The sequence below is a fragment of the Pyxidicoccus fallax genome, assembly GCF_012933655.1.
Taxonomy (GTDB): Bacteria; Myxococcota; Myxococcia; order Myxococcales; family Myxococcaceae; genus Myxococcus; species Myxococcus fallax.
Window position 1 is genome coordinate 1 of sequence record NZ_JABBJJ010000132.1, and the last position, 18,346, is coordinate 18,346.

Here is an 18,346-nt window from a genome sequence, read left to right on the forward strand (position 1 = left end):
CGGTTGCCCGGCGCGCCGCTGCTTCTGAACTTGAGTCGGGCACGAGGTACGCACGGAGGCGACACCATGGCGGGCAACAAGGGCAAGGGCCCGAAGGACGAACGGCCCCGGGACATCGGCGATGACCAGCAGGCGGGCTTCCACGCGGGAGAGAACTTCCAGCCGCGCAACCGGGGGCAGCTGGAGGACGCCCAGGACCGCGGCGCGGCCGAGACGGCCCGGCGGCTGAACAGCGAGCGCGACGTCAGCCCCGGCCCCATCGCCGACACGGACTGGGAGGCGCGGGTGGAGCGCGGCGAGGAGTGGACGACGGAGAAGGTGCCCGAGCGCGAGGCTCGCGGCGACGAGGAGGCGGACTCCGAGGTGTCCCGCCGGGGCCTCGTGAACCCCCCACCCGAGGAGTAGCACCCGCCTCCGGCCCGTTCACTGAAGGGCAATCGCCCCATGGGGCCCCCCCGCCCCGACCAGGGGCAACGGGGACCTCTTGCCGTGAATTCGCGGTGCGGGGATGCTGGGGACTCAACACAAGGCGAAAGGGAGCGCCGGACCGGGCCGAGCGCATCCCGAACCCTGGGAGTCGGGTGTGCCGTGAAGCCGAAGGTGCTCATCGTCGAGAACTCGTGGACCATGCGCGAGACGCTGCGTCTGCTGCTGTCTGGCGAGTTCGACTGCACCACGGCGCCCGACGGAGAGACCGGCCTCGCGCAGGCCCTGGCCCAGCCGCCCGACGTGCTCGTGTCCGACGTGAACATGGACGGCATGGACGGGTACGAGCTGTGCCGCCGGTTCCGCGCCGAGCCGTCGCTGGAGGACATCCCCGTCATCTTCGTCAGCGGCTACACGGCCCGCGAGGGCGTCACCCGCGAGCAGGGCCAGCCGGACGCCTACCTCGTCAAGCCGGCGAAGCCACAGGTGATGATCGCCGAAATCCACCGGCTGCTGCGACACGACGGCGAGGGCCCGCCCCTCGACGCGGCCATGGGCAAGCAGCGCTGACGCGCCACGGGCCTCAGCTCCCCCGATAGGTCGAATAGCCGAAGGGGCTCAGCAGCAGCGGGACGTGGTAGTGCTCGTCCGGCGCCGTCAGCTCGAACACCACCGACACGGACGGGTAGAAGCCCCTCACGCCGAGCGCGCGGAAGTACGCCCCGGTGTCGAAGGCCATGCGGTAGATGCCCGGCTCCACGCGGGCGCCCGCGGGCAGGAAGTCGCGCACGCGCCCGTCGTCGTTGGTGATGCCGCGCGCCAGCTCCCTCCAGGCGCCGTCATGCCCCTGCACTTCGAGGGTGATGGGGACGCCAGAGGCCGGGCGGCCCCGGTGCGTGTCGAGGACGTGGGTGGAAAGAGTGCTCATGACGCCAGCAGCTTCTCCAGTCGGATGCGGGTGATTTTCGCCTGCTCCTCGGCGGCGATGCGCAGCTCCTCGTCGGGCGAGTTGTCCAGCCGCTCGCGCAGGAGCGCCAGCATCTCCGCCGCGCTCTTCCCGGTGGCGCACACGAGGAAGATGAAGCCGAAGCGCCGCTCGTACTCGGCGTTGCCGTCGGCCAGCCCCTGGAGCACCGCCTCGTCGGCGCCCACCACCCCACCCTGCTCCTGCGAGGACCAGGTGGCGGTGGAGGCGAACTTCGCGCGCAGCTGCGACACGTCGCCGATGCGCGGGTGGTGCGTGATGGCCTCGCGCCAGTCCTCCGGCCCCGTCTGCTTCCAGAGCCACGCGGCCTCGGCGAGCAGGTGCTCCGCGTCGCGGAAGGGACGCGAGCGGACCATGCCATCCGCCCAGCGCGAGGAGCCGCAGCAGCGCAGCAGCTCCGCGCGGGCCTCCGAGGACATCATCTTGTTGAGCCGCTCCAGCCCGCTCATGCCGGCCGCCCGTGCACCCGCAGCCGGCTGACGCCGCCGTCGGGGTAGATGCGCAGGCGCACGTGGGTGAAGGGCCCCTGCGCGCGCAGCTCGGATTCGTAGAAGTGCCGGTGGTCCGCCCGCAGCTTCGTGCGTGGCAACAGCTCCGTCCATGCGATGTCGTGCGCGTTGGCGAAGTCCACCACCGGCTCGCGCAGGTAGCAGCCCTCGATGGAGGCGGACTCGGGGAAGTTGCCCTTGTAGTGCGCGGTGTCCACCTCCACCTTCTGCACGGTGCCCGGCACGGCGAGCTTCACCACAATCCAGTCGAAGCCCGGCAGCACGCGCTTGCGCCGCGTCTCCCAGCCCTCGCCCATGTTGGCGGCGCGGCCCGGGAGGATGAGGTTGTCCTTGGGGCCGAAGAAGGCGTCGTTGCACGCCACCACCGTGCCGCCGTTCTCCGCCGCCGCCAGGTCCACCGAGCCATTCGCGCGCATGAGGCGCTCGAAGTCCGGCCGCACCTCGCCGTGCACGCGGAAGCGGGCCACGCCGCCGTCCGGGTAGATGTTGAGGCGCAGGTGCGTCCAGCGCTGCTCGCTGGCGATGGGGAAGAGGTTGCGCGAGCCACCCTGCAGCCGCAGCTGCGGGAGGATGCGCGTCCACTTCGCGTCCACCAGCGACTCGGCCGGGGGCGAGCCCTCCACCTCCAGCGCGTCCACCGAGGCGTACTCGGGGAAGTTGCCGAGGAAGTGGTTGGTGTCGATGTCCACGCCGCGCACCACGCCCGGCAGGCCGAGCTGGAGGATGCACCAGTCATGGCCCGGCACGCGCTTGCGGCGCGACTCCCAGCCGTCCATCCACTTGCCCTGCTCGGTGTACTTGCCGGGGATGAAGACGCCCCGGCCGGGCTTCAGGAGGTTCTCCTTGCCGGCGAAGAACTCGTCGCTGGCCAGCAGGGCGCGGCCGCCCACGTTCTCCGCCGCGAGGTCGATGAACTCCGTGAAGCCGACGCGCAGCTTTCCCTCTTCGGGTGCGTGCATGGTGTCTGTTCTCTCTCCAGTTGAGTCAGGCAGCGACGCGCGCCGCGACGGGGCGGCGCACCCATTTCCCCAGGGGGCGCGGCGACAACTCACCGCGCTCATGGACCTTCGTTCCGCGCAGGAACGTCATCTCCACCACGCCCGACAGCGTCCGGCCCGCGTAGGGCGTAATCGGGTGGCGGTGCAACAGGCGCGTGGGCTCCACGGAGAAGGACGCCTCGGGGTCGAAGACCACGAGGTCCGCGTCCGCGCCGGGCGCCAGCGTGCCCTTCACGCCGTACAGGCCCACCAGCCGCGCCGGGGCCTCGCACATCCAGCGCACGAGCGACTCCAGGCCATGCCCGCGCCGCCGCGCCTCCGTCCACACCGCCGGCAGGCTGAGCTGGAGCGAAGCGATGCCGCCCCACGCCGCGCCGAAGTCGCCCCGGTCCAGGTGCTTCAGGGCCGGCGTGCAGGGCGAGTGGTCCGACACCACCAATTCGATGTCCCCGTCGGCCAGCCCCGCCCACAGCCGCTCGCGGTTCTCCGCCTCGCGGATGGGCGGCGCGCACTTGAAGTGGGTGGCGCCGTCTTCAATCTCCTCCGCCGTGAAGGAGAGGTAGTGCGGGCACGTCTCCACGGAGACGGGCAGGCCCTCGCGCCGGGCCTCGCGGAGGATGGGCAGCGCGTCCGCCGAGGACAGGTGGACGATGTGCACGCGGCAGCGGTGCTTGCGCGCCAGGTCCACCATCATCCGGATGGCGTCGTCCTCCCAGCGCTTCGGCCGGGACTCCAGGTAGCCCCGGTACGTGCGCGGATTCGCGCCCCCGCTGCCCTCCACCGGAGACTCCAGCTCCGCGTGGACGATGAGCGGCACGCCGCGCCGGGCGAGAATGGGCATCGCCACGTCGAGCACCGCGCGGTCCGCGGGAGGGAACTCGTCCACGCCGGACGGGCACAGGAAGCACTTGAAGCCGGAGATGCCCGCGTCGATGAGGCCCTCCAGCTCGTGCGCGTTGCCGGGGATGACGCCGCCCCAGAAGGCATGGTCCACGTGGCAGCGGCTCCAGGCGGTACGGGCCTTGAGGAGGAGCGCGTCCAGGGTGGTGGTGGGCGGCAGCGAGTTGAGCGGCATGTCCACCACGGTGGTGATGCCACCGGCCGCCGCCGCGCGCGTGGCCGTCTCGAAGCCCTCCCACTCGGTGCGGCCGGGCTCGTTGATGTGGGCGTGGCTGTCCACCACGCCGGGCATCACCACCTTGTCGCCCACGTCCGTCACCGGCAGGCCGGCGGGCACGTCCGAGGGGGAGACCAGCGCGGCCACCCGCCCCTCGCGCACCACCACCGCCGCCTCGCGCAAGCCTCCCGGCGTCAGCACGCGCCGGCTCCTCAGCACGAAGTCCTCACCGCTGCTCATGGCTCGAATTCCTTCTCGTCGTAACGTTCCAGGGAGTCGAAGAACGCGTCCCGGTCATCCAGGTAGAGCTGCCGCGTCACCCCGCGCACCAGCCGCGGCACGCCGTACTTCATGCCGGAGATGCTGGCCCCGCCGAAGCCCAGCGACAGCAGGCAGCCGAAGGTGAAGTTGAAGATGGACGCGAGATACGGCGCGCGGCCCGGGTGCTTCTCCTGCAGCTCGAAGTGCTCGCCCAGGTACGGGTGGCGGAGGAGGTCCGCATGCGCCTGCCCCTTGGGCGGCATGAAGCGGTCCTGCCACAGCGCGATGTCCTCGTACAGGCGCGCCAGCTCCGGCCGCAGCGACAGGTCCGTCACCGTGCCGCTGCCGACGATGAGCTTGTCGAAGGTGAACTGGCCATGCGGCGTGGTGACACGGGCCTTGCCGCCCACGTCCTCCGCGGCGAGCCACGGGCTCTCCGCATGCAGGTGGAACTGGGGGAAGGAGCGGGCGCGGCGGAACGTGTCCGCGGGGGGCAGCTGCCCCATCTCGATGATGCGGTGGATGAAGCGCCACTTGTCCGCGTCCGGCAGGTCCGCGTGGTGCTTGAGGAAGCCCACGAACTCCGCCCAGCGGTACGGGTTGACGGTGGGCAGCGTCTTGCGGCGGTAGAAGAGATGCACCTCGGCGGCGCCGTGCTCCAGCGCCACGGCGGCGTTGTCGAAGGCGGAGGCGCCCGCGCCCAGCACGCCCACGGTGCGGCCCCGCATGGTCTCGAAGTCGATGTCGTCGCGCGTGTGGGCGTACAGCTCGCGCGGCAGGCCGGCCACCACGGACGGCACCTCCCAGCGGCCCGAGCCGTCCATGCCAGTGGCCAGCACCACCTTGCGCGCGTACAGCACCCCGGCGTCGCCCTCCCGGGTGTGGTGCAGGGGGGCGATGAAGCACTCCTCCTCCGGGCTCCACGTCAGCGCGCCCACGCGGGTGCGGCAGCGCACGGGGATTTCGAGCGTGCGGCGGTACCAGTTGAGGTAGTCCGCCCACAGCTCCTTCGGGATGCGCTCCACGGAGGCCCAGGAGTGCTCGCCGTGCTGGGCCTCGTACCAGGACTGGAAGCAGAGGTTGGGGAGGTTGTGGTCCGGGCCGGTGAGGTGCTTGGGCGTGCGCAGCGTGTGCATCCGCGCGAACGTCTTCCAGGGCCCGGCGAGGTCCGGCTCGCCGTCGTCCACCACGAGCAGGTTCGTGACGCGCTCGCGCATCAGCCCGAAGGCGGCGGTGAGCCCGCTCTGCCCGCCGCCGATGACGAGCACGTCCAGGACGGGCTGCCCGGCCCGCGTGAGGCGCGGCTGCACCCACGGTCGCTTGGGGTACTCCAACCGTTCGAGGTCCCTGCGAATCGCATCTTCCAGGGCGGTGAGACCAGGAGACGGCGGCGCTTCAGGACTCCGAGGGAGGACGCGCATGGCCCACATCGTAGCCCCGCACTGGGGGCGTAAGACAATGTCACCCGGATGACAACGGACTCCCCGGAAATCAAAGGGTTGACTGCTGGGACGCCTCCGCTTACTCGCTGCCCGGGCGGAGCGGGATGGTTATGCTCCACGCCCTTCGTTTCCGCCTCCTACCCTGAGGTCAGCCAGCGTGATCAACGCCCATACCCGCGTCCCGCCGCCGAAGAACGAGCCCGTCCTCTCCCACGCGCCCGGCACGCCCGAGCGCCGCGAGCTGCAAGCCGTGCTCAAGCGCATGAGCGGCGAGCAGATCGACATTCCCGTCATCATCGGCGGCAAGCACATCCGCACCGGCAAGACGGACACGGTGCGCATGCCGCACAAGCACTCGCACGTGCTGGCCACGCTGCACGAGGCCGACGCCAGCCACGTGGAGCAGGCCATCCAGACGGCCATGTCCGTGAAGGACGAGTGGGCGCGGATGCCCTTCCAGTCGCGCGCCGCCATCTTCCTGCGCGCCGCGGAGCTGCTGGCCACGCGCTATCGCCCCATCATGAACGCCGCCACCATGCTGGGTCAGTCCAAGACGGCCCACCAGGCGGAAATTGACGCCACGTGCGAGGCGGTGGACTTCCTGCGCTACAACGTCCACTTCGCGGAGCAGATCCTCTCCATGCAGCCGGAGAACGCGCCGCAGACGTGGAACATGTCGGACTACCGCCCGCTGGACGGCTTCGTCCTCGCGGTGGCGCCGTTCAACTTCACGTCCATCGCCCTCAACCTGGCCACGGCGCCGGCGCTGATGGGCAACGTGGTGCTCTTCAAGCCGTCGTCCACGTCGGCGCTGAGCGCCTGGTACATCATGGAGCTGATGCGCGAGGCGGGCCTGCCCGACGGCGTCATCAACATGCTCCCCGGCGACGGCCCGACGGTGGGCAACCCGGCCATGGCCAGCCCGCTGCTGGGCGGCATCCACTTCACCGGCTCCACGCCCACGTTCAACGCGATGTGGCGCACGGTGGGCGAGAACATCTCCCGATACAAGCAGTACCCGCGGCTCGTGGGTGAGACGGGCGGCAAGGACTTCATCGTCGCGCACGCCTCCGCGGCGGACGACCTCGAGGCGCTCGCGGTGGCCATCGTCCGCGGCGGCTTCGAGTACCAGGGCCAGAAGTGCTCGGCGGCCAGCCGCGTCTTCGTCCCCGAGTCGCTGTGGCCGAAGCTCAAGCCCCGTCTCCAGGCGCTCGTCAGCGAGATTCGCATGGGCGATGTGACGGACTTCCGCAACTTCATGGGCGCGGTCATCGACGAGAAGTCCTTCAAGCGGACGTCGTCGTACCTGGAGCTGGCGAAGGACGCGGGCCAGGCGAGCATCGTGGCGGGCGGCACGGCGGACTCGAAGGAGGGCTGGTTCGTGAAGCCCACGCTGGTGCAGCTCAACGACCCGCGTCACCGCATCCTGCGCGAGGAGATCTTCGCCCCGGTGGTGGGCATCCACGTCTACCCGGACGCGCGCTACGAGGAGACGCTGCGGGAAGTCGACCAGGCGGCGTCCTACGCGCTCACCGGCGCGGTGTTCGCGAGGGACAGGAAGGCCATCGACACGGCGCTGCGCGAGCTGCGGCACGCGGCGGGCAACTTCTACATCAACGACAAGCCCACGGGCGCGGTGGTGGGCCAGCAGCCGTTCGGCGGCGGGCGCGCGTCCGGCACCAACGACAAGGCGGGCTCCGCGCTCAACCTCATCCGCTGGACGAGCCCCCGCACCATCAAGGAGACCTTCGTGCCGCCCGTGAAGGTGCCCTACCCCTTCATGGACAGCGACCCGAACGAAGGGGCCATCTGAGGAAGCCATGAGCGGTCCATTCCCCGGCATCGCGGGCCTGGACACGTACGCGCTGGTGGACGGCGGGTGCCGCGTGGAGGTGATTCCCTCTCGCGGCGCCCTCGTCACGCGGATGACGGTGGACGGAGACGAGGTGTTCTACCTCGACGAAGCCACCGTCGCCGACCCGGCGAAGAACGTGCGTGGCGGCATTCCCGTCCTCTTCCCCAACGCGGGCCCGCTGCCGGGGGACACGTACCCGGCGGATGGCGAGTCGTACTCCCTGCCGCAGCACGGCTTCGCAAGGAAGCTGCCGTGGAAGGTGCGGCAGGCGGAGGACTCGCTGCTGGTGGTGGGGCTGTCTTCCACCGTGGAGACGCGGCGGCAGTTCCCGTGGCGGTTCGACGCGCAGCTCACCTTCTCGCTGGTGGGCACGCGGCTGACGCTGGCCTTCGACGTGGAGAACCAGGACCCCAAGCCCATGCCGCTGCACCTGGGCTACCACCCGTACTTCCGGGTGCCGGAGGCGATGAAGGCACGGGCGGGCGTGGAGACGAACGCCACGCACGCGTGGGACAACCGGGTGAAGCAGGAAGTGCCCTATAGCGGGCTGGACCTCACGGCGGACGAAGTGGACCTGCACCTGAGGGACCACTCGAAGCCGGGGACGACGCTGGAGCGCGGGCCGGGGAGCCGGCCGGTGCGCCTGTCGTGGAGCCCGGAGTTCCGCCTGCTGGTGGTGTGGACGCTGAAGGGGAAGGACTTCGTCTGCGTGGAGCCGTGGACGGCGGCGGCGGGTGCGCTCGCCACCGGTCAGGGGCTCTTGCACGTGAAGCCTGGAGATAGGGCCTCGCTCGTGTTCGACATCGAGGCGTGAGCGAGGCGGCGCTCGGGCTCTTTTGCCAACCTCCTCCAGCAGTGCTTCCCAGATGAGCCCCTCGCCCACCCGCACGCTTCCGGGCGCCAGCGCCCCCCGGCGCTCCCCGTGCGCCAGCACCTTCCGCACCAACTCTCGCGCCTGACCGCCCAGCGCCTCCGGCCGCAGCGAGTCCGGATGGCCAGGTGCTCTCCGGACGAGCCACCTCCATCTCGAAGCAACCCCACGCAATGCGGCAGATGTCACCCTCGGCCCACTGGCGCACCTGCTGGGCGAAGCCCGCCTTGCTGCCATGGCGCCGGTAGAAGCTGCCCACCGACATCCTCCCCGCCTCGCCAGCTCCTCGGCGCGCACGTGCCCATAGCCGCGCTCGGCCAACGCCGCCGCTGACTCGCGCAGCGTCATCTCGTAGGGGCCCTCCGAGGACCCCATCCCCGTCCGCCTCCCCGCCCTTCGGGCGCCGCCCTCGCTGGAGGAATCATTCCTCCGCGACGGCGCCCCCCCGCTGGTGGAACCATTCCTCCACGACCCCGCCGTCTCGCTGGAGGAATCATTCCTCCGCGACGGCGCCACCCCGCTGGAGGAACCATTCCTCCACGACGCCGCCGTCTCGCTGGAGGAACCATTCCTCCATGACGACCCGCCCACCGGTGGGGCTGACATACCGGGCAGGGGGCGGCCCACGCCCTGGGAGGACCTGGCAGGCCATCCGGCTTCGTGCCCTTCGAGCCATCCATGAGGCCAAGACAGGGGCTGACACGCGCGCGGGCTCGGGAGTCACGGGGTGCCGCGGAACGACGCCTTGACCGAGCTGGAGGCTGCAAAGGGGCAGGTTAGCGACCGCCCACGGGGAGCGACGCGGTGATGGAGTCGGCCCTCATGGAGCCGGGGGCGCTGGCATCGGCGCTTCCCTCCTTCTCGGTCACCGTGAGGGTCGCGTTCATTCCACACAGCAGCATCACGCTGACGACCTTCTCCGTGTACGTCATCTCCCGGACACCCTTCGGGCAGGAGTCGTCCGGAGAGAGCTTCCATTCGTAGCGGCCAATCCGGTGCGGCGGCGTGGAGAGCGAGCCATCCAGCACGGCCACCTCGCCGCGGAGCGTGACCCGCGACACCCTGGCGACGGCTCGCAGCACGTTCTCGATGGGAAGGCGGTCCACCGTCTCCGTGATGGCGGTGGTGACTTCACCCGCGCAGCCGGAGCCGCTGTCCGCGACCGAGGTCCGGGTGGCCACCGTGCGCGTCCCCTTCAGCTTCACGCCCTCGAGGACGTTCTGGACGCTGCCCAGGGCCGCGAGCTTCTCCAGCTCCTCCTCGGAGAGTTCCTCCTCTTCCTCCTCCGCGCGCTTGGAATGCCTGGGCCAGCGCCAATCGGTGGTGGTCAGGGTGTAGATGACCTGGTTCCTGCTCCGCTCGCTGACCGAAGCATCCAGGTCTCCCTCCACTTCGACCCGGGTGGGGTCATCACCGCAGCCGACCTGGAAGCCCAAGTAGTACCCCGGGCCGATGAAGTTCCCCGGAGCCTCCGGGTCTGGGAAGAGTTCCGCGCGGTAGGTGATGTCGGAAATCGTCCCTCGCTTCGCGGACGTGGTGACCACCCGCGTCTCCAGCACGTACTGGTACGGAGTCGGCGCCCCGGTGCCGTCCGGGTACCGAGACGTGGTGGTGTTGGCGCACGCCCCCATGACGGTGACAAACAGGACGGCGACGGCGAAGCGGTCCCACCGGCGAGTTTCATTCATCGGGGAACGGACCTCCCGAGTGCTGGCTCGGATGTGCAGATACTTCTCCGCCGAAGGCTCTGGCGCAGCCGCTCCGTGGCACGGCGGAGAACCCGCTTCATACACCGCGCCGCAGGTGAGCAGGGAGCCGAAGCACGAAGTCAGGCCCGCGTGCTTGCGGCTGCCATCCCTGGGCCAGGGCTCGAAGGATGGCTTCACGAACCAGCCAGGGGGAGATGGTGTTGCCGTGCTCGACCCAGGCCACCATGCGCAGCCCCGGGGAATCAGCAGCCTCCACCACGATGCCCAGCCCCGGCTCATCATCAGGGGCCACGACCCAGCGATACCGCGTCCCGTCGACGGTCAGCGCTCGCGTGCCCTTCCTCGCCAGCGCCATACCCATCCCTTCGCCGTGACAATCCCTCCCGCACCTTGACGGACTGACAAGCGAAAGCTGACCCACGTGCCACGTTCGTCTTCCCAGGAAGGCGCCGCGGTTCCGCCTTGCTGCCGCGAGTGTCCCTACTTCCACACGTTCTCGTTGGACGGATTCACGACGGCTTCGATGGCCTCCCCACCCAGGATGACCATGAAGCCGGGAGGCAGGGCCAGGACGTCCAGGAGTGCGGGGCGCAGGTGGAAGAGCTGCCAGACAGAGAGCGCCATCAGCTCCCGGTCCCGACCTTTCCCCTCGTCTCGCTCCGCGTCACCGATGAACCAGCCCGAGTCACCCTGCCCCGCCTCAATGCGCTCCAGGTACACCCTCGGGAGATCCAGGCAGCCGCGCTCCAGGACCACCTTGTCGACCAGCCGTGCCTCGACCGGCGCCGCTCCCACGCGGGACGCCAGGGCAAGCTGACGCACGAGGCACGTCAGGAGCGGAGTGACATCCGCCTCCGCTCCGAGGATGGCCTGCCCTTCAACCACGGGCCGCCCCACCCACAGCTCCTCGCCGTGCCGGGACAGCGAGAACCACATCCCACCAAAGTCGAAGGACTGACCGTCCTCGAAGCGAGCACCTCCCGCGTGCATCCGTGCCATCGTGCCGAGGACTGACTCCGCCTGCCGGGCCAGCCGCTCATCACACTGGAGAACGAACCTCCGTCCTCCAATGTCCCGCTCGAAGCGTCTGGCCACTCCGGCGCGGCTCACTTCGCGTGAGCCACGACGGGCATCTTCACCGGCCCACGCACCGTCATGGAGCGATTCCATTCCAGCGGCCCGGCCGGCGTGAAGCGCGAGAAGCGCGCCAGCAGCGCCTCCAGGCCGAGCCGCGCCTCCATCCGCGCCAGCGGCGCGCCCAGGCAGAAGTGCACGCCGTGTCCGAAGGGCAGGTTGTTCGTCCCCTCGCGGTCCATGTCGAAGCTGTCCGCCCTGGGGAAGTGCGAGTCGTCGTGGTTGGCCGCGCCAATCATCAGCGCCACCGGCGAGCCCTTCGGAATCGTCACGCCGCGAATCTCCGTGTCGCCCGTGGTGACGCGCATGATGGCCTGCACCGGCGGCTCGTAGCGCAGCACCTCCTCCACGAAGCGCGGGATGCGCGAGGGCTCCGCCTTGAGGCGCGCCACCAACTCCGGCCGCTCCATCAGGATGCGCATCGAGTGGCTCATCAGGTGGATGGTCGTCTCCAGCCCAGCCACCAGCAGCAGGAACATGAAGTTCATCAACTCCGCGTCCGTGAGCGCCTCGCCGTCCACGCGCGCGTTGATGAGGTCCGTCACCAGGTCGTCGCGCGGCTCCACGCGGCGGCTGGCCAGCACCTTGCTCATGTACTGCTCCGTCTCCTTCACCGTGGCGCGAATCTCCGCCATGCGCGGCGTCTCGCTCTCGGGCTTGGGGCCAATCGCGGAGATGCTGGTGAGGTCATCCGCCCAGCGCTTGAAGAGCAGGTGCTGCGTGGGGTCCAGGCCGATGAGCTCGCCGATGACGCTGGCGGGCAGCGGCAGACAGAACCCGTCCACGATGTCCGTCGGCTGCCCTTCCGGCAGCCGGTCCACGATGGCGCCCGCGAAGGCGCGCACGCGCGGCTCCAGGCGGGCCAGCGCGGGCGGACCGAAGGCCCGGTTGACCAGCGTCCGCAGCCGCGTGTGGTTCGGCGGGTCCATGCCAATCATGGAGTCCCCGAACGGGTTGTGCCCCAGCCACGCCGGCTTCGTCGCGATGCGCATGCCGATGTTGGAGAACACCTGTGGGTTCTTGAAGGCCGCCACCACGTCTTCGTACCGGGTGAGCACCCAGTAGCCACCCGGGTCCACCTGGCACACGGGGCCACGACGCAGCTCGGCATAGGTCGGATAGGGATTCGCCCGGACCTCGGGCACCAACAGATTCACGCGTCCGCTCATGAACAGAATCCTCGCCTGGGTGCGGCGACGCGGGAAGCCTGGGGTACCAACGACACACCCGACTTCAGCCCCCCACACCGTACATCCGGTTCTACGGAGCCACGTTCCCTGACGGGTTGTCTCCGTGAGCGAAACCCGCGGTACGGATTCGCACCTCCGGCCCCGGCGTCCTACCTCGCCTCCGAGGCCAGCTCCCCCGCGAGCGACAGCAACTCCTCACGCAGCCACCGGTTGCGCGGGTCCGCGTCCGACTGCCGATGCCAGTACAGGTGCAACTCCAGTCGCGGGAGCGACAGCGGCATCGGCAGCACGTGGTTGCCCAGCAGCGCGTGCAGCGCCTCCGCGCGCCTGCGCGCCATGGTGAGCAGCAGGTCCGACCCGGCGACGATGTGGAACGCCGTCTCGTAGTGCCGGCACCGCACGGCGACCTCGCGCTGGTAGCCCAGGCGGCTGAGCACCAGGTCCTCCACGGCCAGCCCCGTGCGGCGGGAGGACACGGTGACGTGCTGGGACGCCATGTACGCCGCCACGTCCAGCCGGCGCCGCTTCCGGCTCACCACGCAGAACGTGTCCCGCAGCAGCGGCGCATGGCGCAGGTCCGCGCTCGTCGGCTGCTCCACGTCGATGGACAAGTCCAACCGCCCCGACGCGAGGTCCCGCTCCAGCCGCGCCCGGTCCAACCGGACGCTGGCGATGCGCGCCTCGGGAGCCCGCTCCCGCAGCCGCGCCACGAAGTGCGGCAAGAGGGACGGCTCCAGCATGTCGCTCATGGCGAGGGTGAAGTGCCCCACGTCCCGTTTCGGGTCAAACCCCCGCGTGTGCTGGACCGCCCCGTCCAGGAGCGCCAGTGCCTCCCGAATCTCCGGCGCCAGCCGCTCCGCGAAGGGCGTGGGTGCCACCCCGCGCCCCTCGCGCACGAAGAGCGGCTCGCCCAGCTGGTCCCTCAGGCGGGCGAGCGCATGACTCACGGCCGACTGGCTGAGGAAGAGCACTTCCGCGGCCTTCGTAAGGTTCCGCTCCCGGAGGACGACGTCGAACACCCGGAAGAGGTTGAGGTCCAGCCGGGCGAGCCGGGCCGAATCCTGAATTCGGTTCATGGGAACACATGACCAACATTCAGTGGATGCATCAAGCGGGGGATGTTCAGGATGCTGGCACCCACCTTCAGGAGGACCCGCGATGGACTTCGAACCGAGCGCCCGTACCAAGGACTATCTGGAGCGCATCAAGCGGTTCATGCGCGAGCACATCGACCCCGTCGAGTCCCGCTACCGCGAGGAGGTCAACGCCACCTGTGATGGCGGTGACTGGAAGACGTGGAAGGTGCCGAGCGTCATGGAGGAGCTGAAGGCCCGCGCGAAGGCGGAGGGCCTGTGGAACCTCTTCCTGCCGGACGCGAAGCTCGGCGCCGGCCTCAGCGTGCTGGAGTACGCGCCGCTGGCCGAGGAGATGGGCCGCAGCTTCATCGCCCCCGAGGTCTTCAACTGCAGCGCCCCGGACACCGGCAACATGGAGGTGCTCTGGAAGTACGGCTCCGAGGAGCAGAAGGAGCGCTGGCTGAAGCCGCTGCTCGCGGGCGACATCCGCTCGGTGTTCTGCATGACGGAGCCCGACGTGGCCTCCTCGGACGCCACCAACATGCAGGCCACCGCCGTCGTCGACGGCAACGAGGTGGTCCTCAATGGCAGCAAGTGGTGGTCCAGCGGCCTGGGCCACCCCAAGGCGAAGATCATCATCTTCATGGCCCGCACGCCCGACACCGGGGGTGACCGCCACCACCAGCACTCCATGGTGCTCGTCCCCCTGGACGCCAAGGGCGTGAAGATCCGCCGCATGCTGCCGGTGTTCGGCGACTACGACGCCCCGCACGGCCACGGCGAGGTGCACTTCGACAACGTGCGCGTGCCGCTCAGCAACATCATCTCCGGGCCGGGCATGGGCTTCGAGATTGCCCAGGGCCGCCTCGGCCCCGGCCGCATCCACCACTGCATGCGCTGCCTCGGCGCGTCGGAGAAGGCGCTGGAGCTGATGATTGACCGGGGCATGAAGCGCACCGCCTTCGGCAAGCAGCTGCTCAACCTGGGCGGCAACCGCGAGCGCATCGCCGAGGCGCGCGTCGCCATCGACCAGGCGCGCCTGCTGACGCTCTACGCCGCGTGGAAGATGGACCAGGTCGGCGCCCTGGGGGCGATGACCGAGATTTCCGCCATCAAGGTGGCCGCGCCCAACGTGCTCCAGAAGGTGGTGGACGACGCCATCCAGATTCACGGCGGCGCCGGCGTGTCGCAGGACACGATGCTGTCCGGCTTCTTCGCCCAGGCGCGCACGCTGCGCCTCGCGGACGGCCCGGACGAGGTGCACAAGGGCCTCATCGCCCGCATCGAGCTCGCCAAGCGCGGCTTCTCCCGGAGCTGACCCGTCATGGCCAACCAGCGCATCTTCATCACCGGTGGCGCCAGCGGGCTCGGCAGGTCCATGGCCCTGCGCTTCGCCCGCGCGGGGTGGAACGTCTGCATCGGCGACCTCAACGAGGCCCGGGGCGCGGAGACACTGTCCGCGCTCACCGCGCTCGGCGTGGAAGCGTTCTTCCTGCGCTGCGACGTGACGCGCGAGGAGGACCTGCGCGCCGCCGCGACGGAGCTGGGCAAGCGCTGGGGCGGCGTGGACGTGGTCGTGAACAACGCGGGCGTCGCCCAGGCCGGCGCCATCGAGGACGTGTCCATCGATGATTGGAAGTGGATCATCGACATCAACCTGCTGGGCGTGGTGCGGGGCTGCCGGGTGTTCACCCCCGTGTTCCGCCGGCAGGGCCATGGGCACTTCGTCAACGTCGCCTCCATGGCGGGCCTGCTCGATGTGCCGATGATGAGCAGCTACAACGCCACCAAGGCGGCCGTCGTCTCGCTGTCGGAGACGCTGCACAACGAGCTGGCCGAGGCGAACATCGCCGTCAGCGTGGTCTGCCCGTCCTTCTTCAAGACGAACCTGGGAGACTCGCTGCGCACCACGGACCCGCGCCTGAGCACCACCATGGCGCGGCTGCTGGAGCGCTCGCCCATCACCGCGGACGACATCGCCGACAACGTCTTCCAGGCGGTACAGCAGCGCGAGTTCTACGTCCTGCCCCACGAGGAGGGCCGCAAGGCCTGGATGATGAAGCGCTTCCTCCCGCGGGACATCTACGCGAAGGTGATGCGCAAGAGAATGTCCCGGATGCGCCCGCGCACCGAGCCGACCCCGAGCTGAGGAGGAGGACAGAATGCAGGCCGTGCCTTCAACCGCCCCCGCTGCCCCGTCGTCGTCCGCTGCCCCCACCGACCCGTCCGGCGCCGTGCGCCCCGGAGAGGAGCTGAACGTCGCGGCCGTCGACGCCTGGCTCAAGGCCCTGGTGCCCTCGCTGCAAGGGACGCCGGAAATCACGCAGTACTCCGGTGGCGCCTCCAACTGGACGTACCGGCTGAAGTACGCCAACCGCGACCTCATCCTCCGCCGCCCGCCCGCGGGCACGAAGGCCAAGTCCGCGCACGACATGGGCCGCGAGTTCAAGGTGCAGCAGGCCCTGAAGCCGGTCTACCCCGTCGTGCCCACCATGGTCGGCCTGTGCCAGGACCCGGCCGTCATCGGCTCGGACTTCTACGTCATGGAGCGCATCGAGGGCATCATCCCGCGCAAGCACATGCCCCGGGGCGTGAACCTCGACAAGGCCCAGACGCGGCAGCTGTGCCTCAACGTCATCGACAAGCTGGTGGAGCTGCACTCCGTGGACGCCGCGGCGGTGGGGCTGACCTCGCTGGGCAAGGGGCCGGGCTACCCGAAGCGGCAGATTGAGGGCTGGTCGGACCGGTACGAGAAGGCGCTCACCTGGAACGTGCTCGGCTTCAAGTACGTGCGTGACTGGCTCAAGGCCAACACGCCCAACGACGTCGCCACCTGCGTCATCCACAACGACTGGCGCTTCGACAACGTGGTGCTCGACGCGCAGGACCCGACGCGGGTGATTGGCGTGCTCGACTGGGAGATGGCCACGCTGGGCGACCCACTGATGGACCTGGGCAACACGCTGGCCTACTGGGTCCAGGCGGATGACAGCACCATGATGAAGGCCACGCGCCGCCAGCCCACGCACCTGCCGGGCATGCTCCGGCGCGAAGAGGTGGTCGAGTACTACTGCGACCGGATGAAGCTGAAGCCCGGCAACTGGACCTTCTACGAGGTCTACGGCCTCTTCCGCCTCGCCGTCATCGTCCAGCAGATCTACTACCGCTATCACCACAAGCAGACGCGCAACCCGGCGTTCAAGAACTTCTGGCTGCTGGCGAACTACCTCGGCCTGCGCTGCATGAACCTCATCCGCAAGAAGGGAGGCGGCTGATGGGCGTGGTGTACCTCGTCCGCCACGGGCAGGCCTCGTTCGGGGCGGCGGACTATGACCAGCTCTCGGAGACGGGCGTGGCCCAGTCTCGGGTGCTCGGGGAGACGCTGCGGCCACGGATGCCTCGCGTGGACGCGGTCATCACGGGCACCCTGGTGCGTCACCGGCAGACGGCGGACGCGTGCCTCGCGGCGATGGGGGTGAAGCTCGACGCGCGGCGCTCAGCGGCCTTCGACGAGTTCGACATGGACGAAATCATCGTCCGCTACGAGCCGAAGTACGAGGACCGCACGGTGCTGATGCAGGACATCGCCACCGCGCCGGAGCCGCGCCGCGCCTTCCAGGAGCTGTTCTCGCTGGCCGTCGCCCGCTGGGTGAGCGGCCGGCACGACGACGACTACAAGGAGCCGTGGCGTGCCTTCCGGGAGCGCTGCATCCGGGGCATGGAGGAGCTGATTCGCGAGCTGGGCGCGTCGAAGAACGCGCTGGTGTTCACCTCGGGTGGCCCCATCACCGCCATCTGCCAGGAGCTGCTGCGGACTCCGGACGAGCACGCCTTCCGGCTGAACACGGCGCTGGCCAACTGCGGCGTCACCAAGGTCGTCTACAGCGAGCGGACCCGGTTCCTGTCCACGCTCAACGAGCATGGCCACTTCGAGGGCACGCAGCGCGCGCTCCTCACCTACCGCTGAGGAAAGACACCATGCGCAAGAACATCCTGATTACCGGCGCCAGCTCCGGCCTGGGCGAGGGCATGGCCCGTGAGTTCGCCGCCCTGGGCCGCAACCTCGCGCTGTGCGCTCGCCGCACCGAGCGGTTGGACGCGCTCAAGGCGGAGCTGCTCCAGAAGCATCCCGGCATCACCATCTCCGTGCGGGCGCTGGACGTGAACGACCACTCGCAGGTGTTCAGCGTGTTCGAGGCGTTCGCGCAGGACCTGGGGAGCCTGGACCGCATCATCGTCAACGCGGGCATCGGGCTGGGGAAGCGGATTGGCACCGGGCACTTCGCCACCAACGTGCAGACGGCGCAGACGAACTTCATCGCGGCGCTGGCGCAGTGCGAGGCGGCGGTGGGAATCCTGCGCAAGCAGGGTCATGGACACCTGGTGACGATTTCCTCCATGAGCGCCATGCGTGGAATGCCCCGGCACCTGACGGCCTACGCCGCGACGAAGGCGGGCCTGTCCACGCTGACGGAGGGCATCCGCGCCGAGCTGATTGCCACGCGCATCAAGGTCAGCACCATCTACCCCGGGTACATCCACACGGAGCTGAACGCGGGGGCGAAGAACCTGCCGTTCGCCGTGGACTCGGAGAAGGGCTCGAGGGCGATGGTGAAGGCGATTGAGCGCGAGCCGGTGAAGGCCTACGTGCCCGGCTGGCCGTGGACGGCCGTGGGCTTCCTGCTGCGGAACCTGCCGCTCAAGATGGTTGCGAAGATGTCCTGAGCGGCAGGGCCGCCGCTGGCCTCGTGGTGGAGGCGCGGTTAGCCTCCT

General features: G+C 69.6%; 19 protein-coding genes. 9 read left to right on the forward strand and 10 right to left on the reverse strand.

The features are described from left to right. Positions 1-66: 66 nt before the first annotated feature. Together HG543_RS26140 and HG543_RS26145 are read left to right on the forward strand one after the other, a co-directional pair. Positions 67-405: a hypothetical protein gene (locus tag HG543_RS26140; protein WP_169347582.1), complete on the forward strand. Its 339-nt coding sequence runs from the start codon at positions 67-69 to the stop codon at positions 403-405. 183 nt (positions 406-588) lie between these two features. Next, positions 589-996 (forward strand): response regulator, encoded by a 408-nt coding sequence (locus HG543_RS26145; protein WP_169347583.1) that lies wholly within the window; start codon positions 589-591, stop codon positions 994-996. Positions 997-1,009: 13 nt separating this feature from the next. Here HG543_RS26145 and uraH read toward each other — a convergent pair whose 3' ends face one another. The 5 genes from uraH to HG543_RS26170 are packed head-to-tail and all read right to left on the reverse strand — an operon-like array spanning position 1,010 to position 5,717. After that, the gene (uraH, locus tag HG543_RS26150) at positions 1,010-1,354 is read right to left on the reverse strand and encodes a hydroxyisourate hydrolase (protein ID WP_169347584.1); all 345 of its coding nucleotides are present in this window, start codon (positions 1,352-1,354) and stop codon (positions 1,010-1,012) included. Beyond that, positions 1,351-1,860, reverse strand: coding sequence for a 2-oxo-4-hydroxy-4-carboxy-5-ureidoimidazoline decarboxylase (gene uraD, locus HG543_RS26155; RefSeq protein ID WP_169347585.1), 510 nt, complete (start codon positions 1,858-1,860; stop codon positions 1,351-1,353). The genes uraH and uraD overlap by 4 nt, the downstream gene beginning before the upstream one ends. Continuing rightward, on the reverse strand, positions 1,857-2,879 hold the full coding sequence (gene alc / locus HG543_RS26160; protein WP_169347586.1) for an allantoicase: 1,023 nt from the start codon (positions 2,877-2,879) through the stop codon (positions 1,857-1,859). Before alc ends, uraD begins: the two co-directional genes overlap by 4 nt. 25 nt (positions 2,880-2,904) lie before the next feature. Then, positions 2,905-4,275 (reverse strand): allantoinase AllB, encoded by a 1,371-nt coding sequence (gene allB / locus HG543_RS26165; RefSeq protein ID WP_169347587.1) that lies wholly within the window; start codon positions 4,273-4,275, stop codon positions 2,905-2,907. Beyond that, positions 4,272-5,717, reverse strand: a complete 1,446-nt coding sequence (locus HG543_RS26170; protein WP_169347588.1) for an FAD/NAD(P)-binding protein — start codon at positions 5,715-5,717, stop codon at positions 4,272-4,274. Before HG543_RS26170 ends, allB begins: the two co-directional genes overlap by 4 nt. 178 nt (positions 5,718-5,895) lie before the next feature. On the opposite strand from HG543_RS26170, the gene pruA reads away from it, so the two are divergent. Both pruA and HG543_RS26180 read left to right on the forward strand, forming a co-directional pair. Next, positions 5,896-7,551 (forward strand): L-glutamate gamma-semialdehyde dehydrogenase, encoded by a 1,656-nt coding sequence (gene pruA, locus HG543_RS26175; protein WP_169347589.1) that lies wholly within the window; start codon positions 5,896-5,898, stop codon positions 7,549-7,551. Positions 7,552-7,558: 7 nt separating this feature from the next. Beyond that, entirely contained in the window at positions 7,559-8,407 is an 849-nt protein-coding gene (locus tag HG543_RS26180) for an aldose epimerase family protein (protein WP_169347590.1), read from the forward strand. 833 nt (positions 8,408-9,240) lie between these two features. On the opposite strand, the gene HG543_RS26185 is transcribed toward HG543_RS26180, so the two are convergent. The 5 genes from HG543_RS26185 to HG543_RS26205 all read right to left on the reverse strand — a co-directional run bounded on the left by HG543_RS26185 (position 9,241) and on the right by HG543_RS26205 (position 13,573). Further along, positions 9,241-10,152: a hypothetical protein gene (locus HG543_RS26185; protein ID WP_169347591.1), complete on the reverse strand. Its 912-nt coding sequence runs from the start codon at positions 10,150-10,152 to the stop codon at positions 9,241-9,243. A 97-nt stretch (positions 10,153-10,249) separates the two neighbouring features. Then, on the reverse strand, positions 10,250-10,534 hold the full coding sequence (locus tag HG543_RS26190) for a hypothetical protein (RefSeq protein ID WP_169347592.1): 285 nt from the start codon (positions 10,532-10,534) through the stop codon (positions 10,250-10,252). Positions 10,535-10,653: 119 nt separating this feature from the next. Beyond that, entirely contained in the window at positions 10,654-11,172 is a 519-nt protein-coding gene (locus HG543_RS26195) for an immunity protein Imm33 domain-containing protein (RefSeq protein ID WP_169347593.1), read from the reverse strand. A 107-nt stretch (positions 11,173-11,279) separates the two neighbouring features. Beyond that, a complete protein-coding gene (locus HG543_RS26200) occupies positions 11,280-12,476 on the reverse strand; it encodes a cytochrome P450 (protein ID WP_169347594.1) in 1,197 nt (398 codons plus the stop codon). 170 nt (positions 12,477-12,646) lie between these two features. Next, entirely contained in the window at positions 12,647-13,573 is a 927-nt protein-coding gene (locus HG543_RS26205; protein WP_169347595.1) for a LysR family transcriptional regulator, read from the reverse strand. A gap of 82 nt (positions 13,574-13,655) precedes the next feature. Here HG543_RS26205 and HG543_RS26210 point away from each other — a divergent pair, with 82 nt between their 5' ends. Genes HG543_RS26210 through HG543_RS26230 form a run of 5 tightly spaced genes read left to right on the forward strand, consistent with a single transcriptional unit; the run spans position 13,656 to position 18,298 of the window. Beyond that, positions 13,656-14,891 carry an acyl-CoA dehydrogenase family protein gene (locus HG543_RS26210; protein ID WP_169347596.1) on the forward strand — a complete coding sequence of 412 codons (1,236 nt, stop codon included), beginning with the start codon at positions 13,656-13,658 and terminating at the stop codon, positions 14,889-14,891. A 6-nt stretch (positions 14,892-14,897) separates the two neighbouring features. Continuing rightward, entirely contained in the window at positions 14,898-15,722 is an 825-nt protein-coding gene (locus HG543_RS26215; protein WP_169347597.1) for an SDR family oxidoreductase, read from the forward strand. Between the two features lie 22 nt (positions 15,723-15,744). After that, positions 15,745-16,848, forward strand: a complete 1,104-nt coding sequence (locus HG543_RS26220; RefSeq protein ID WP_343073439.1) for a phosphotransferase family protein — start codon at positions 15,745-15,747, stop codon at positions 16,846-16,848. Next, positions 16,848-17,540: a histidine phosphatase family protein gene (locus HG543_RS26225; RefSeq protein ID WP_169347599.1), complete on the forward strand. Its 693-nt coding sequence runs from the start codon at positions 16,848-16,850 to the stop codon at positions 17,538-17,540. Before HG543_RS26220 ends, HG543_RS26225 begins: the two co-directional genes overlap by 1 nt. 11 nt (positions 17,541-17,551) lie before the next feature. Continuing rightward, positions 17,552-18,298: an SDR family oxidoreductase gene (locus HG543_RS26230; protein WP_169347600.1), complete on the forward strand. Its 747-nt coding sequence runs from the start codon at positions 17,552-17,554 to the stop codon at positions 18,296-18,298. The last annotated feature ends 48 nt before the right edge of the window (positions 18,299-18,346 follow it).

Excerpts from the sequence above, each read along its gene's own strand:
- HG543_RS26140 (WP_169347582.1), top strand. The coding sequence starts at position 67 with ATGGCGGGCAACAAGGGCAAGGGCCCGAAGGACGAACGGCCCCGGGAC.
- uraH (WP_169347584.1), bottom strand. The coding sequence starts at position 1,354 with ATGAGCACTCTTTCCACCCACGTCCTCGACACGCACCGGGGCCGCCCG.
- uraD (WP_169347585.1), bottom strand. The coding sequence starts at position 1,860 with ATGAGCGGGCTGGAGCGGCTCAACAAGATGATGTCCTCGGAGGCCCGC.
- alc (WP_169347586.1), bottom strand. The coding sequence starts at position 2,879 with ATGCACGCACCCGAAGAGGGAAAGCTGCGCGTCGGCTTCACGGAGTTC.
- allB (WP_169347587.1), bottom strand. The coding sequence starts at position 4,275 with ATGAGCAGCGGTGAGGACTTCGTGCTGAGGAGCCGGCGCGTGCTGACG.
- HG543_RS26170 (WP_169347588.1), bottom strand. The coding sequence starts at position 5,717 with ATGCGCGTCCTCCCTCGGAGTCCTGAAGCGCCGCCGTCTCCTGGTCTC.
- HG543_RS26180 (WP_169347590.1), top strand. The coding sequence starts at position 7,559 with ATGAGCGGTCCATTCCCCGGCATCGCGGGCCTGGACACGTACGCGCTG.
- HG543_RS26185 (WP_169347591.1), bottom strand. The coding sequence starts at position 10,152 with ATGAATGAAACTCGCCGGTGGGACCGCTTCGCCGTCGCCGTCCTGTTT.
- HG543_RS26190 (WP_169347592.1), bottom strand. The coding sequence starts at position 10,534 with ATGGGTATGGCGCTGGCGAGGAAGGGCACGCGAGCGCTGACCGTCGAC.
- HG543_RS26195 (WP_169347593.1), bottom strand. The coding sequence starts at position 11,172 with ATGGCACGGATGCACGCGGGAGGTGCTCGCTTCGAGGACGGTCAGTCC.
- HG543_RS26200 (WP_169347594.1), bottom strand. The coding sequence starts at position 12,476 with ATGAGCGGACGCGTGAATCTGTTGGTGCCCGAGGTCCGGGCGAATCCC.
- HG543_RS26205 (WP_169347595.1), bottom strand. The coding sequence starts at position 13,573 with ATGAACCGAATTCAGGATTCGGCCCGGCTCGCCCGGCTGGACCTCAAC.
- HG543_RS26210 (WP_169347596.1), top strand. The coding sequence starts at position 13,656 with ATGGACTTCGAACCGAGCGCCCGTACCAAGGACTATCTGGAGCGCATC.
- HG543_RS26215 (WP_169347597.1), top strand. The coding sequence starts at position 14,898 with ATGGCCAACCAGCGCATCTTCATCACCGGTGGCGCCAGCGGGCTCGGC.
- HG543_RS26225 (WP_169347599.1), top strand. The coding sequence starts at position 16,848 with ATGGGCGTGGTGTACCTCGTCCGCCACGGGCAGGCCTCGTTCGGGGCG.
- HG543_RS26230 (WP_169347600.1), top strand. The coding sequence starts at position 17,552 with ATGCGCAAGAACATCCTGATTACCGGCGCCAGCTCCGGCCTGGGCGAG.